The sequence below is a fragment of the bacterium genome (assembly GCA_028821235.1).
Taxonomy (GTDB): Bacteria; Actinomycetota; Acidimicrobiia; order Spongiisociales; family Spongiisociaceae; genus Spongiisocius.
In genome coordinates this window covers 1-15,364 of record JAPPGV010000059.1, presented here as the reverse complement: position 1 = coordinate 15,364, position 15,364 = coordinate 1, and the positions used below count along the sequence as shown (strand labels likewise).

Sequence of the window (15,364 nt, the reverse complement as noted above, 5' to 3'; positions counted from 1 at the left end):
GTCAGGTCTCGGTCTCGGTCTCGGTCTCGGTCTCGGTCTCGCCTGTGGAGCTTCGGAGCATCCGGGTCTGGTCCCGGTCGACGGTCATGGTCTCGGTGTCGATCGCCACCTTGTAGACGTTCCGCGCGTGGCTGGGCGTCACCCACTCGTTGCGCACGTCCTCGAGAACCTTGTCGGGGTCTCGCTCGGTGGGATCACCCACCCCGCCTCCGCCGCCGCTGACCTTCCCGAGGATCTCCCCGCTCTTGATCTGCACCATGCGGTGGGTGCGGGCCGGGATGATCTCGTCTCCCCGGCGGACGTACATCCTCGACAGGGGACCGTCCTCGCCCCCGACCGCTCCCGGCGGCTGGGTCAGGTCGCCGTCCGAACTGCCGGTTGCCACCCCTACGTCCCCACCGACGTTCTCGACCTCCCAGAGCATTCCCGACCCGCCCCGCCAGCGGCCGGCCCCCGACATGTCCGGGACGTAGTGGTAGCGCACCGCTCGCCAGGGGAAGCGGATCTCGATCTCCTCCACGCTGCCGCGCTGGATCGAGCCGAGGCCGGACATACCCATGGCGCCCTCGAACCCGTCGTAGCCCCACACCGCTCCCGAGCCCCCGTCGGCATCGGTGGTGGTCTGCACGTAGCGCTCACCGGTGCGGGGATCGACGCCTGCGATGTAGTGGCCCCTCCGGCGGCCCCATCCGGCGATGGCCTTGTCCGGCATGGCCTTCGACAGGGCGTTGACCGTCGCCTCCAGCACCTGGGTCCCCATGTTCACCGGGGATCCACCCACCGTCGCCGGGTACTGGGCGTTGCAGACGGAGCCCTCCGGAGCGACCACGGTGATGGGTCGCATGCTGCCCTCGTTGTGGAACTCCGAGTAGGCGGGGTCGAAGTAGAGGAAGCTGCCCGCCACGGCCCGGCTGTATGTGGACGAGTAGACGCAGTTCACGAACCCCTTCCGCTGGGCGTCGCTCTCGGAGAAGTCCAGGATCAGCTCGTCGCCCTTGATGGTGGCCGCGCAGCGCACCCACACCAGTTCGTCTAGCACCGTGCCGTCGTCGTCGGTGGCCGACTCGCCGTAGTAGGTCCCGTCCGGGACCTCCGCGAGCTGGGCCCGCACGTTGGCCTCCATCCGGTCCAGCATCTCCTCCACCGCATCCTTGACCGTCGGGACGCCGTACTTGTCGAGCAGGGTGACGATCCGGTTGTCGCACACCTGCAGCGCCGCCATCAGCGCGTAGTTGTCGATCTTGACCCCGTCGGGCCACCGGACGTTGTTCCAGATGAGCTCCAGCACGTCGGTGCGCTCCCGGCCCCGGTCGTAGATCTTGGTGGGGGGGATCATCAACCCTTCGGCGTGTATGTCGTAGCCGTTGGGGAAGTAGCCACCGGGAAATGATCCTCCCGTGTCCATCTGGTGGCCCCGGGTCAGGGCGACGAACACCAACTCGTCCTCGTAGAAGATCGGCCTGAAGAAACCCCAGTCCGGGAGGTGGTTGCAGTACCCCTTGTAGGGATCGTTGCAGATGATCACATCCCCCGGATGCAGGTCGTCGCCGAACTTGTCGAGGATGTACTCCACCGAGAACTGCTGCGACAGGAACATGGACGTGGGTCCTTCGGGCACCGCGATGGTGCGGGCCTGCGCGTCCCAGATACCGGCCGCCATGTCGTGGAGCTGGGCGATCAGGTAGTTCTGCGCGGTGCGGTCGATGACGTAGCGCATCTCGCGGCCCATGCTCTGGAACGAGTTCCAGATGGTCGAGAGGGTGATCGGGTCGACGGGGCCGGGTCTCATGTCGTACCTCCCGAGGGTTCTCCGACCGCTCCGTTGCGGTTCAGGTGGTAGCTGCGCTGGGCGTCGACCGTGGCCGTGAACGATCCGGGCACCACCACCGTGGTGGTCGGCTCCTCGATGATGGCCGGACCCACGACCTGATTGCCGGCCTTCAGCCGGCCGCCGTCGAAGACAGGGGTGGGCACCCGCTCGCCCCCGAACCAGCAGTCACGATGCGACTTGAGCGCGGCCGACGGATCGGGACCGCCCTCCGGGATCCGGTGGAGTTCGAAGGGCGCCTTCGGCACGGTGGCCCGGAGCCGGAAGGTCAGTAACTCGACCCCCTGCCAGGGCATGTTGAACGTGTACAGGTCGTAGTGCTTGGCGTGGAAGTTGTCGATGGCCTCCTCGACCGCGTCCAGCATCTGCATCCCGCCTGCGTCCCGGAAGACGCTCGCCCGGAAGGTCTTCTCGGCTGTCTCGGAGAGGTCCTGGCCGGGATCCATCGGCATCTCCACCTCCACCTCGTGGAACTGCCCTATGTAGCGGAGATCGGCGGTGCGGGCGAAGCTCACGTCCTCGGCCCGGTACCCCATCTCCTCGAAGCCGGTGATGGCTTCCTGCTCCATCTCCTCGTAGAGGGCCTGCACCCGGTCGGTGTCGAGGTCGGCGAATCGGGTTATGTAGGAGCGGGCGTAGTTACGGCCCACGTCCATCGCGAACATCCCGAACGCCGAATAGGTTGATGCCACCGACGGCACGATCACGTGCGGGAGCCCCAGTAGGTCCGCGATGAACGCCGCGTGCGCCGGACCGGCCCCGCCGCCGGCCACCAGGGTCAGGTCCCGGACGTCGATCCCTCGCCGGGTCGCCATCTCGTTGATCTCGTCCGCGGTGAAGGAGCTGACCGCGGTCATGATCGCCTCGGCGGCCTGCTCGACGGTCATACCCAGAGGCTCGGCCACCTTGTCTACGATGGCGCCTACGGCCAGTCCCGGATCGAGCGGGATCTCGCCTCCCAGGAAGAAGTCCGGGTCGATGTAGCCGAGCACCAGGTCGGCGTCGGTGACGGTCGGTGCCGTCCCACCCTTCGCGTAACAGGCCGGCCCCGGATCGCCTCCGGCCGAGCTCGGCCCCACCCTGAGCAGGCCCAGCGAATCGACCCAGGCAATCGACCCGCCGCCCGCTCCGGCCGAGACGATGTCCACCATCTTGATGGCCACCCGCTCGTCCTGTACCCATCCCTCGGTCGTGGTGGGTATCTCGCCCCTCATCACGACCCCAATGTCGATGGAGGTTCCCCCCATGTCGAAGCTGAGCAGGCTCTTGTGGCCGGTCTCGGAGCCGAGGTGCACGGCGGCGGCGGGGGCTGCGGCCGGACCGGATCCGATGAGGTAGACAGCGCGGGGGATGCAGTTCTCGACCGTCTCTACGAGTCCATCCGAGAGCATCATCATCAGGCTTCCGGCGAAGCCGTTCCCGGCGAGCCGGTCCTCGAGAGCCAGCAGGTAGCGCTTCACGGCGGGGCCGGTGTATGCGGACACGGCCATCGTGGAGAACCGCTCCCACTCCCTCCACACGGGCAGTATCTGGGAGGAGGTGGTCACGTACACGTCTTCACCCAACTCCTCCTCCACGATCTCTGCGGCCCGTCGCTCGTGGGCGGTGTTGGCGTAGGCGTGGAGGAAGCCGATTGCGACCGACTCGACGCCCTCGCGGCCGAGCTGGCGGGCCGCTTCCCGTACCTCGTCCTCGTTGAGCGGTTTGTGGATCTCCCCCGTGTACAGCACCCGTTCCTCCGCTTCGAGCCGCAGCCTTCGCGGTATCAGGGGCTTGTACGGGGGCACGAACACGTTGTACATGGAGGTCCGCACGTTCTTGTAGCCACGGCGTATTTCCAGCATGTCCCGGAAGTGCCTGGTGGTGATCATTCCGGTTCTGGCGCCGTCCTCGTTTATGAGGGTGTTGGTGGCAAGGGTCGTCCCGTGGATCAGGAGTGTCACCCTCTCCAGAAAGGCCGGGAGCGCCAGCCCGTACGCGGTCGCCGCCTTGGCGAGAGCGTCAATACACCCGATCGACGGATCGGGCGGGGTGGTGGGTGATTTGAACTGATGCAGGTCACCGGTCTGTTCGTCTAGGACGAGGCAGTCGGTGAACGTACCACCTACATCGATTGCTATCCGGTACATGGCGTCCCTCGCCGGACGCGCGGCTTCACTGGTGTGGTCTGGTCCATACCCGGATTGTATACCTTATGCCAAGGACGGCCTTCCGCCCGGTTACCGACCCCACCGGCGTCTTCAGGGCCGGCCTCGCCCCCGCAGTGCGGCACTACTGGAGGGTCTCCTCTGACATGGTTGCCAGCAGGTCCTCCCGGGCTTCCTCGAGATGGGCCTTCACTGCTCGGGCGGCCCCGTCGGCGTCCCCGTGCATGATGCAGTGGCGCACCTGGGAGTGGGCGGCGTGCGCCAGATCTGTGTCCTGTATCAGGTGGTACCGGCCCACGTTGTCCCGGAGCTGCATGATGAGCCGGTGCATCCGGGGCCGCCCTGAGTGGGAGTAGAGCACGTCGTAGAACCTTCGTCGGGCTGCCCTACCCGCCGTGTCGTCCCGGTCCGAGCTGTCCATGTGTTTCGACAGTTCCAGCACTGCGGCCTGCTCCTGGTGGCCGGACAGGTTCTGGACCGCGTAGCGGATGCATCGACCTTCGAGCATGATCCTCAGCTCGTAGATCTCCGCGATGTCGAGCTTCGACAGAGCCGTCACCCAGGCCCCGCGCCGCCCGTCGATCCTTACCAGGGCTTCCTCGCCGAGCCGCCGCAGCGCGTCGCGCAACGGGATACGGCTCACGCCCAGTTGCCGGGCCAACTCTGCCTGGGCGAGGCGTTCTCCCGGCATCAGCTGGCCGCTGAGAATGGCGTCCCTCAGTGCGGACGTCACCGCGTCCTCGGCGCTGAGCGGTTCAACAGCGGGCAGGAACTGCGACCTGGGCACGCCGACCGGCGGGATGGCCGTCTGGGAGTCGATGGTGCTCATCGCTGGATATTGTATGCAGGCCCTCCCATGTGGCGCCACTCGGCCGGAACCGCCGTGCAGTACCCTCGCAGCCCGCAGCACTAGGGTGCCGGACATGGTTGTCCGAGGCCTGCCCGGTAGAGGTCATTTCGTGATCCGGGACACTACGGCGCTGACCATGGATCCAGCCCTGGGAGAACTCACGGGAACGGACGTCGAGGTCGCCGACGGCGCTCTGGTTGCCGTCGGTCCCCGGTTGCCCGCCGACGGCGCCGAGTCCATCGACGGAAGCAACTGCATAACCATGCCCGGCTTCGTCGATTCGCATTGGCACGTGTGGGGAACGCTGCTGAGAGGTGTGGTGGGGGACGGCAAGAAGCATGGTTGGTTCGCCACGAAGGGCAGGCTCGGGGGATTCTTCACGTCCGAGGACGTGGCGGCGGGGGTGATGCTCGGCATGGCCGAAGGTATCGCCGCCGGCGTGACCACGGTCCACGATTGGTCGCACAACATCATGCGGTACGGCGACGCGGAGGCCAACCTCGACATTCACCGGCGGCTGGGCACGAGGGTGCACTTCTCCTACTCCGCTCCGTCGGCGCATCCCTCGATGCCCATGGAGAAGATGCGAGCCATCCTCGAGAGGGGTGGCGTCCTGCCTGACGAGGTCATGGACTTCGGGAGCATCGGGCGGATCGCCGAGGAGTGGGTACCGCACTCCGATGGTCTCCTGACCCTTGGTGTGGGTGTGCGGGGACCGGCCCGGTCGACTCCCGAGGTCTACCGTAAGGAGTGGGCGCTGGCGAGGGAACAGGGCCTGACCATCTCCATGCACTGCGCCGGTACCAGGGCGGAGGTGCAGCGCATCCACCAGGTCCGGATACTGCACGACGAGGGGCTCCTGGGTCCCGGCATGCTCCTGGCCCACTGCCTCTACATCTCCCCGACCGAACGCGAGTACCTGGCCGCCAACCGGATCCCGGTGAGCATGAGCCCCATGTCCTCGTTGAGGTTGGGCATGGGCGCCCCGCCCGTGGGTGGGCACCTCGCCGCCGGCATCCCGGTGAGCCTGTCGCTCGACACCACGGCCATCTCGGCCTGTGCCGACGTCTTCGCGGCGATGCGGGTGGCGGTGGGGCTGGAGTCGATCGCCAACCAGGACCCCGAAGCGCTGAGCCCCCGGCGGGTCCTGGAGTTGGCGACGATCGAGGGAGCGCGTGCCCTGGGCCTGGACCACCTGGTGGGATCGATAACGGTGGGCAAGCGGGCCGACCTGTTGATGGTGAGGACCGACGCCCTCAACATGGCGCCCGTCCACGACCCGGCCGTCGCGATCGTCCATTCCGCCCAACCTGCCAACATCGACACGGTCATGATCGACGGACGGATCCTGAAGCGCCACGGACGCCTGACCGCGGTCGATCCGGCCGCGGTGGTGGAGAACGCCGCCGAGCATCTGAGCGAGCTGTGCCGGCGGGCCGGCTACCACCCCCCGGGCGTCGGGCAAGGAGGAGCGCGATGAGGACGACTGTGAGGGTCGGGAACGTCGAGGTGACCGCCATCCGGGACAAGGCCCACTCCTTCGACCGGGCCTGGCACTACCCCGCTGTTCCCGAAGAGGCCTGGGCGCCGTACCTCGACCTCCTCGAGAACGAGCCGGGCAACGCGATGGTCAACTTCCATTGCTTCGTGGTTCGCGGAGACGGCCGGGCGGTGCTGATCGACACCGGTTGGGGACCCGAGCTCGGTCCTCCCGGGGCGCCCAAGTCACGGGGGGCGCTGCCGGAGCGGCTCTCGGAGATCGGCTTGGAGCCGGAGGACATCGACGTGGTGGCCTTCACCCACCTGCACGCCGACCATGTGGGTTGGAACCTGGTGTACGACGGCGAGGCGATCTCTCCCCGCTTCGGGAACGCCCGCTACCTGGTCTCCGAGCGGGACTGGGCCTTCTTCAGCTCCCGCGAGGAGAACCACCCGAACATCGCCCGCCAGGCGCTGCCGTTGGAGAGAACGGGGGTGCTCGACACCTTCGCCGACGGCCATAGCCTGACCAGGTCGATCACGGCGGTCGCCACGCCCGGACACACCCCCGGCCACACCAGCTTCGTGGTCCAGTCCGGCGGCGAGCGGCTGTTCATACTCGGTGACCTCATCCACCATCCGGTGGTGGCGACCGAAACGGGTTGGGTGCACCGCTTCGACGCCGATCCCGAGGAGGCGGTCCTGACCCGCCGACGCCAACTCCGCCGGCTGGAGGAGGACCGCACCCTCGTGGCCGCCGGCCATCTGAACCATCCCACCTTCGGCAGGTTCGAACGCCGAGGCGGGCGGCGGATCTGGAGCCCCGGCGTAACCGGAGGGAACGGAGGCTGAGGCGTGGACCTGTTCGGCATCCTCCTTTTCCTGCACCTGTTCGGCGCGATGGCCGGGATCGGGCCCACCTTCGTGTTCGGGAGGATCAGCCGTCAGGGCGCCGGGACCGAGCATTCCCTCTTCGCCACGCGGGTGGTGCGCCTGCTCACGGGCACCACGGCTATCCCGCTCTCCGCGCTGGTGCTGGTATCCGGGATCGGGCTCATGGTGGAGCAGGGCTATGGGTTGTTCGACCGCTTGTGGCTCCTGGTGTCGATCATCCTCTTCGCGGGTAGCTTCACTTATTCGATCACCGTCCAGAACCCCACCCTGGCCCGGGCGATCGAAGCCACGCAGGACGGAGAGCAGCCCGTCGGCGAGAAGGCAGCCGAGGTGAGGCGTCTCCGCACGCGGATACGCAGGGGAGGCATCTACCTGCGCGTCACGGCGACCGTGATCCTGGCTCTGATGATCTTCAAACCCTTCTGAGAAGAGGCGCATGCATATCTGTCTCCAGTCAATTATCTCTAGATCGGAGGTCCGACCCGATGGCTGAACCGACCACCCCTCTCGTTTCGGGCGACTGGCTCGAATCACGCCTCGACGACCCGAAGGTGCGGGTCATCGAGATCCAGTACGAGGCCGACACCAGCGAGTACCACGACGGGCACATCCCGGGCGCCGTCAACTGGTACTGGAAGGAGGTGCTCTGGCACCCCATCGAGCGCCAGTTCCCCACCCCCCGGCTGATGGCCGAACGGTTCGGAGAGTGGGGGATCTCATCCGATACGACTGTCGTCTTCTACAGCGGGCGCAACCAGTACGCCATCTTCGCCTACTGGGTGACCGCGGTCATGAACGGCCACCCCGATGCCCGCGTGCTCGACGGGTCGCAGAAGCGCTGGCAGCTCGACGGGAGGCCGATGACCCTGGAGGTGCCGACGTTCGATCCGGTGCACTACGAGCCGCAGCAGGCCGAGCGTGACGACTCGACGCGGGTGTTCTGCGGGCAGCTGCTGGCGGGCCTCGGGAAACCCGGCCTGGTAGTGCTGGACGGTAGGTACGAAACCGAGTACGTGGGTGATCGGGTCAAGCCCGGCACCGGGTTCGACTACGGGGCCGAGCGCCACGGGCGCATCCCGGGCGCCCGGCACCTGATGTTCCGGCGTCTCTTCAACGAAGACAACACCCTCCGCGCGCCGGCGGAGTTGGAGGAGGTCTTCCGCTCGGTCGGGGCGGCGCCCGACCAGGCCGACGAGGTGGTCGCCTACTGCCGCCTCAGCCACCGCGCCTCGTTGCTCTGGTTCACCGCCACCCGGATACTCGGCTGGGACCACGTACGGGTGTACGACGGATCCTGGACCGAGTGGGGCTCGTCGGTGGGCCTCCCGGTCGAGCGCTAGGCACTCCGCCGGCTCGAATTCCCCCTTGGGGTTGACCGCCCAGTGATCAGACCCAGACACCTGAGGTGGTCCGTAACTGGAAATAACGCCGGTTCTCTCCAACAGCTAGAGCGTGAGCAAATGGCGGCCACGCCGAGAGTCTGGCCGATCCCTGGGGGTCGCACTCGGCAGGTCGCCGTCTCGCGTCCTATCGCAGCCTTGACATGATGTAACAACTAGTCCTGTTGCCCCTCGCCACCGAAATGCGTGGTCCCGCTCGGAGGTTCAGGTGCGGGTTCGACCGTGCTAGCGAACTCTCAGGCCTGTTCTTGAGGTCAGGTTGCGGTTTCGACGAAGGGCGAGATACAGAACCACAGACGCCAGTTGGATTCGCTCGAGAACTCGCCCGAGCGCGCCTCTGATCGCAACTGCTCCAGCGAACATCCCGCGTCGGCGAGGGTCCTGCTGATGCTCTCCTCAAGCTCTTCGGGGCTCAGGACGAAGACCTCAGCACCGCTGGTCTCACCATGCGCGCTGATGCCCCTGGGACTCTCAACGCCGGGTGCCTGCTCTGCCAAGACCATGGTGGGTTCCTTCTCTTGCGGACGACTCGCTATTAGCAACGCTATCGGACCGGAGTGACACTCCGTAACGAGTCGGACAACCGGCGTTGACACTCGCGCTCGCATCGGGCCCGCGAGATGCGACTAACGACCAACAGATGGTTCGCTCGCGCCTAACGGACGAAGGTGCTACCCATTCTCCGATGCTGGCTCTGAGCTCGGTGAACCGTGCACGGCTCGAACCTGGCGGTCCTGCAAGTCGCTACGACCTCTGCACCGGGGTGTCGCCGTGTCAGATTCGGATGCCCCCCGGCGATGGTCGTCAAGGAGGGTCGTGGCCGGTGCGTGGTCGAGTTTGGTAGCCGTTGGCGGTTCGTTGGACTCTGAGGTTGTTGGTTTCGAGCCACTTGTGGTGCCGGCGGCAGACAGCCACCAGGTTGTCCACGTCGGTTCGGCCGCGGTCGCGGTGCCATTCTTGGATGTGATGTAGTTCGCATCGGTGCATGGGAGCGCCGCAGGCAAAGCATCCGCGGTCGCGGATGGCTACCGCTAGCCGTTGCGCGGCGTTGGCGAGGCGCTGGTTGCGGCCCAGCCAGAGGGGACGGCCTGCCCGGTCGAAGATCATGCCGGCAACTTCGGTGTCGGGGCTGAGGGTGGTGAGGACACTTGCGGGTACGGGTCCGACGCCGATGATCTCGCAGATGCCGTCGGGATCGGTTCCGTCCACCACTCCGAGCGGAGCCAACAGGATGAGCTGGGTAGAGGCCTTAGCTCTCACACCTACGGTTCCCGCCACGGGCTCGCCCGTGTCCGCGTTCCGGTTGGTCAACAACTCGAACACCACATCGGCTACACGCTGCTTCGGGCTACGCACCAGGTCCGGATCTTGACCAGCGGCGCTGTCTTGGCGTAGCTGAGCCATGTAGTGGTTGTCGATGGCTTGGCGGAGGTGTTCGAACTGGGGGCGGGGCACCTTCGCCATCAGGACTCCGAGCCCGGTTTCTTTCTCCACCCACAGTTTTGCTTCCCGGGCCCGGCGCTGACGCTCTAGGGGATCGACGCCTCTTTCGATCAGTTTCTCGTTCGACCAGCGGCGGGCGTGGCGGTCGAAGCTGTCGGGAAGGAGTTGGGCAGCGGCGTCGATCAGACGATCGTCCCCGTTGACTGCTTCCGTGCCGACCTTCTCCGCAGCGTTCGCCAGGGCGTTGACGTGGTCTACGGTGATCTGTCCTGCGGCGAACCGTTCCTTGACGTTCGGCATCTTCTGGAGCCGTCGCGCTACTTTGGCCATCTTCTTCGACTCTCGCTGCGGCAGCCGGGCCTCTTGTCGCAGCACCTCGCCGGGATCAACCCCCGACCCTCCATCACCGGTTTCTATCTGGTGGGCCACATCACACAGAAGCGAAGAGGCCATCGACCGTATCTCACCCAACATCTGGGCCGCACGGGTCGCGTGGTCGCGGGACATGGGACCGATACGAGCCTGGCGCAACTCACCCACAGCAGCACCGATCCGCCCAATGGCATCGCCAGAGGTTCGGAGCCCCGGCGCGGGATCGCCGAGATCGGGCCGTCCGTCGCGGTCTCCGAGCAGGGAGGACATGTGTTCTTGAACCATGCACATATATGTAACAAGACCCTGTGACATATTCCGTGTCTACAGGATCGTCACCAACGAATTATCAACGTTCCTATCGCAGGTCACCACAGCGAGAAGGTCCCGTGGCCCCCTTACTGGGTCGCGGCCGGAAGGACAGCCATCCAGCAGATGACGCCGACGTCGTCTTCTGTGATCTCCGCCAATGGCTCGGACGGCGCTGATTGGTCAACGCTTCGGTGTCAACTTCGCCTTCTGCTGCTCGGTTTCGTCCTGTCGCTCTTGGTATACGGACCCTGTCCCAGTGGCGTCGACTGCTGGAGTAGTCGGAGGTTCTCCCCTACCTACTCAGGGTCGGCCCTAGAAAGGTGTGGATAACTCCTGTAGATGGGTCCATATGGTCTGATCCTGAGATATATGCCTCCTAGAGTGTTCGAAGCCGTGGAGCAAGCAGCCGGGCGGCTAGCCGAATCGGAGGGAGCGACCGACGATGAGTGAGATTGGTGCGGCACGCCTATTCGAAACGACTGGCCCCGTCGCTGTCCCGCCGTTGTCGGGTCTGGACTCGGCGTTGGAGACAATACGGCGGTCGGCGTCGTCGCAGCGTGGGGTGGGCGGAAGGTTCGAGCGGTTGATGTGTCGGGTCCTGCTGGACCATCCGGGCGAGTTCCGCGGTCGGTTCACTCAGGTGGTTCCCTGGGGCGAGTGGGAAGGACGGGACGGTCCCGATTCGGGTATCGACCTGATCGCTACAGACGTTGACGGGGACCGGTGGGCGATCCAGACGAAGTGCTATCGGGACGCCCGAGCGCCCGAATCGGGGGTCGACTCGTTTTTGGCGAAAGCGAACACGGCCCGGTTCCAGCATCGCATGTTCATTTCGACGTCGCGGGCTTCTCCGCCGGTCACCCGGGCTGGCGCGAAGAAACTGAAGGGGGCGGGATGCCGTGTGCTGTATCACGGGGATCTGGCGCAGTGGCAGGTCCCCTGGACCGAACTCGCTGCTGATCCCGACAGCGCCCCTATCCCCAGGGTGCTGTACGAACCGCACCCCTACCAGCAGGATGCCATCGACGCAGTGGTGGCCGGTTTCGACACTGGTGCTGCCAGGGGGCAGATGATCCTTCCGTGCGGGACAGGCAAGTCCGTGGTCGCGCTCTGGATTGCCGAACAGGCCGCGCCCGCTGATGGGACGGTGCTGTATGTAGTCCCGTCGATCTCGCTGCTGGGGCAGACGATGCGGGAATGGGCGGCGCAGCGGCGCACCGTCCAAACATATGTGGGTGTGTGCTCCGATCGGACCGCGGGGAAGCGGGGCGGCGCGGAGTCAGCCGATCTGACGGAACTGTCGATTCCTGTCACTACCGACCCGGACCGCATCGCCCAAGCCCTCACTAATCCGACCCGCAACGGGGCTACCACGGTGGTGTTCTCCACATATCAATCGCTCGACCAGGTCGCCGCCGCGCAGCAGCAGTCCGGGACGGTGTTCGATCTGGTCATATGCGACGAGGCGCACCGCACCACCGGAGTCGAGACCCCCAAGACAGGGATCAGCCCGTTCACCCTCGTCCATCACAACCAGAAGATAAGGGCACACCGCCGGCTGTACATGACCGCCACACCACGCCTGTACACCGCACAGGCCAAACGGAAGGCCCGCTCGAAGGACATTGCGGTGTTCTCGATGGACGACCCGGACGTGTTCGGGGACGTGTTCTACGAGATGTCGTTCAAGGCCGCGGTCGATGGAGGATGGCTGTCCGACTATCAGGTAGCGATAGTCGCAGTCGACCGGGGCCTGTACGGTGACCTGGCCGACAACGTTGTCAACACCATCCAACTGGACCACGGAGACGAAATCCTCGCGGACGATGTGGTGGCCATGCTCGGCTGCTGGGACGCGATGGCCGACCCGCTCTCCCGCGGACCCGGCCACGGTCGGCGCACCGGCCAGACCAACCCGATCCCCGGCCGTGGTGTGAAACGGGCTATAGCGTTCCAGAACACGATCAAAGCGTCACGGCAGCTCGCCCGTCTGTGGGAACCCGTCATCGACGGATATGTGGAACAGCAGCCGGCACCCGGCGCCGACAACGGCCTGTTGGGGTTGGACGTGACCCATGTGGACGGAACCACACGGGCGTCGGAACGGGCCACCGCCATCGCCGACCTCAAAGCCGACATCCCCTACGACCGGTGCCGGGTCGTGTCCAATGCCCGCTGCCTGTCCGAAGGCGTCGACGTGCCCGCCCTCGACGCGGTCCTGTTCCTAGCCCCCCGCAGGTCGATGGTCGACATCATCCAGGCCGTCGGACGGGTCATGCGAACCGCGGCGGGGAAAGAACGCGGTTACATCATCCTGCCCGTAATACTGCCCGAAGGGAAAACCCGCATCGACGACGCCGTTCTACGCAGCCCGAGATTCAAGCCGGTCTGGGACGTAATCCGGGCGTTACGAGCCCACGACGAACGGATGGACGTGTGGGTCAACACCGCCGACAAAGGCGGCAAACCACCCATAAACGTCATAGGCGGCACCGACACCGACGACCCCGACGGCACGGGTGACACCGACGACACGGATGGGGGGTTGGACACTGCCACCGTCGCGCAGATGACCCTCCCCCTCGACTCCGAAATCGCCTCCGCGCTGGTCGAAATCTGCGGCGACCGCACGTATTGGGCGACGTGGGGAGACGACGTAGGCGAAGTCACCCGAACGGTCGCAGCCCGCATCAGCCGACTCATCGGATCCCGGCCGCACACTGCGGAAGCGTTCGGACAGTTCCTCACAGAGTTGCGTCAGACGATCAACGAACACCTACAAGAAGCCGACCTGGTCGACATGTTGGCCTGCCACATAGTCACGCTGCCCGTGTTCAACGCCCTGTTCGGCTCCGCCGCCTTCGCTTCCCTCAACCCGGTAGTGGCTGCGTTGAACCAGATGGTGGACACGCTCGACCGGGACCACATCCGAGCCGACACCGCCCGCCTCGACCGCCTTTACGACAGCGTGACCGAACGGGTCCGCCAGGTCACCGACCCCGAAGGCCGCCTCAAAATCCTGCTCGAGCTGTACGAATCGTTCTTCGCGAAAGGCATGAAACGGGAAACCGACCGGCTCGGCGTCGCCTACACCCCCATCGAGTTGGTGGACTATGTTCTCCGATCAGCCGACCGGCTCTCCCAGCACCACTTCGGTAAGGGCATATCAGACCCCGACGTTCATGTGTTGGACCCGTTCACCGGAACCGGCACCTTCATCAACCGGTTACTTACCATCAACGGCAGCGACGGCCGCCCGCTTATCACAGACGAAGACCTGGACCGTAAGTACCGCGAAGAGATACACGCCAACGAGATGCTGCTGTTGGCCTACTACATCGCTGCTGTCAAAATCGAAGAAGGATGGCGGCAACGCCGACCCCGCAGCGACTACCAGCCATTCGCAGGCATCGTCCTGTGTGACACGTTCGCGACTAGACCAGACCAGCGGCAGCTGGACACCCTGTCAGGCAACAGCCGCCGGGCCGAACAACAAGCCGGCCAACGCATCGACGTCATAGTCGGGAACCCGCCCTGGTCCGCAGGACAGAGAACCGCAGCAGAAGACAACCCCCATATCGTGTACCCGGAGCTCAGGCAACGCGTCACCGACACCTATGTGGCGAAGTCTGCAATGACCAACCGCAGGCAGCTGTACGATTCTTACAAGCTGGCGTTGCGGTGGGCCACCGACCGGATCGGCGACCAAGGCATCGTCGCGTTCATCACTCCCAACTCGGTGCTCGACGGCAACGCCGAGTCCGGGATCAGAGCCTGCCTAGCCGACGAATACCACAGCCTGTACCTGCTCAACCTACGCGGCGACGCCCGCCTCTCCGGCGAAGCATGGCGACGGGAAGGCGGCAAGATGTTCGGGGGAAGCAGCCGTGTGGGCATACTCGTATCCGTACTGGTCAAACACCCCCACCAGCCACACCCCGACCGCCAGGCCCGCATCCGGTACCACAACATCGGCGACTACCTCACCACAGACCAGAAAAAACGCACCCTCCGCGATATGGGGCATGTGCCGACGAGCGGAGACGGGGAAGGCTGGCAGCGCATCAAGCCTGACAGCAACCACGACTGGATCAACCAGTCCGACCCCACCTGGCAACACCTGATGCCCCTCGGGGACAAGACCACCAAACAGGCAGCCCTGCGTGGCACACCTAGCAAGGACGCCAGCGTCGTGTTCCACATCTACTCACTCGGGTTTGCCACAGGGCAGGACTCATACCTGTACGACTACGACAAGGACGGTCTTGAAGCACGGGCCGAAGCAATGGTCGACGAATACGAACAACAACGCGACCGTGTGAGCACCGGAGAGGCGACGGTCAAGCAAGCCACTGCCAACGTCAGGCCGCATGTCATCAAATGGACCGGTGATCTGCGAACACGGCTACGGCGCAACCTGCCTGTCACCTACGACCAACACAACATCCGGGAGGTTCACTACCGGCCGTTCACCAAGATGTGGCTTTACTACGACAAGGGGTTTATAACTAGGGTCTACCGCGTCCCCATCATGTTCCCCCACCGTCCAGGCGGTAACGAACAAACACCACACACATCGCCTGAAAGTCTCTCTCTCTCTCTCTCTCTCTCTCTCTCTCTCTCTCTCTCTCTCTCTCTC

Annotated in this window: 10 protein-coding genes; 5 read left to right on the top strand and 5 right to left on the bottom strand. The window is 65.3% G+C overall.

Features of this window, described 5'->3' with window-relative positions:
* Position 1 precedes the first annotated feature (1 nt).
* The 3 genes from OXK16_06380 to OXK16_06370 all read right to left on the bottom strand — a co-directional run bounded on the left by OXK16_06380 (position 2) and on the right by OXK16_06370 (position 4,804).
* Positions 2 to 1,789 (bottom strand): hydantoinase B/oxoprolinase family protein, encoded by a 1,788-nt coding sequence (locus OXK16_06380; protein ID MDE0375571.1) that lies wholly within the window; start codon positions 1,787 to 1,789, stop codon positions 2 to 4.
* Positions 1,786 to 3,957, bottom strand: a complete 2,172-nt coding sequence (locus OXK16_06375; protein MDE0375570.1) for a hydantoinase/oxoprolinase family protein — start codon at positions 3,955 to 3,957, stop codon at positions 1,786 to 1,788. The genes OXK16_06380 and OXK16_06375 overlap by 4 nt, the downstream gene beginning before the upstream one ends.
* A 142-nt stretch (positions 3,958 to 4,099) precedes the next feature.
* Positions 4,100 to 4,804 carry a GntR family transcriptional regulator gene (locus OXK16_06370; GenBank protein MDE0375569.1) on the bottom strand — a complete coding sequence of 235 codons (705 nt, stop codon included), beginning with the start codon at positions 4,802 to 4,804 and terminating at the stop codon, positions 4,100 to 4,102.
* Between the two features lie 94 nt (positions 4,805 to 4,898).
* Between OXK16_06370 and OXK16_06365 the strand changes: the two genes are divergently transcribed.
* From OXK16_06365 to OXK16_06350, 4 genes are read left to right on the top strand one after another with little or no spacing between them, the layout of a single operon-like run.
* Positions 4,899 to 6,305: an amidohydrolase family protein gene (locus tag OXK16_06365; protein MDE0375568.1), complete on the top strand. Its 1,407-nt coding sequence runs from the start codon at positions 4,899 to 4,901 to the stop codon at positions 6,303 to 6,305.
* Complete coding sequence (locus OXK16_06360; protein ID MDE0375567.1) at positions 6,302 to 7,156, top strand: MBL fold metallo-hydrolase; 855 nt, start codon at positions 6,302 to 6,304, stop codon at positions 7,154 to 7,156. Before OXK16_06365 ends, OXK16_06360 begins: the two co-directional genes overlap by 4 nt.
* A gap of 3 nt (positions 7,157 to 7,159) precedes the next feature.
* Positions 7,160 to 7,624, top strand: coding sequence for a DUF2269 family protein (locus OXK16_06355; GenBank protein MDE0375566.1), 465 nt, complete (start codon positions 7,160 to 7,162; stop codon positions 7,622 to 7,624).
* A gap of 59 nt (positions 7,625 to 7,683) precedes the next feature.
* The gene (locus OXK16_06350; GenBank protein ID MDE0375565.1) at positions 7,684 to 8,538 is read left to right on the top strand and encodes a sulfurtransferase; all 855 of its coding nucleotides are present in this window, start codon (positions 7,684 to 7,686) and stop codon (positions 8,536 to 8,538) included.
* Positions 8,539 to 8,852: 314 nt separating this feature from the next.
* On the opposite strand, the gene OXK16_06345 is transcribed toward OXK16_06350, so the two are convergent.
* Together OXK16_06345 and OXK16_06340 are read right to left on the bottom strand one after the other, a co-directional pair.
* The gene (locus OXK16_06345) at positions 8,853 to 9,101 is read right to left on the bottom strand and encodes a hypothetical protein (protein MDE0375564.1); all 249 of its coding nucleotides are present in this window, start codon (positions 9,099 to 9,101) and stop codon (positions 8,853 to 8,855) included.
* A 301-nt stretch (positions 9,102 to 9,402) separates the two neighbouring features.
* Positions 9,403 to 10,683, bottom strand: coding sequence for a DUF222 domain-containing protein (locus OXK16_06340; GenBank protein ID MDE0375563.1), 1,281 nt, complete (start codon positions 10,681 to 10,683; stop codon positions 9,403 to 9,405).
* Between the two features lie 628 nt (positions 10,684 to 11,311).
* Between OXK16_06340 and OXK16_06335 the strand changes: the two genes are divergently transcribed.
* Positions 11,312 to 15,364, top strand: a 4,053-nt coding sequence (locus OXK16_06335) for a DEAD/DEAH box helicase family protein (protein ID MDE0375562.1), incomplete at its 3' end; no start/stop codon positions are given.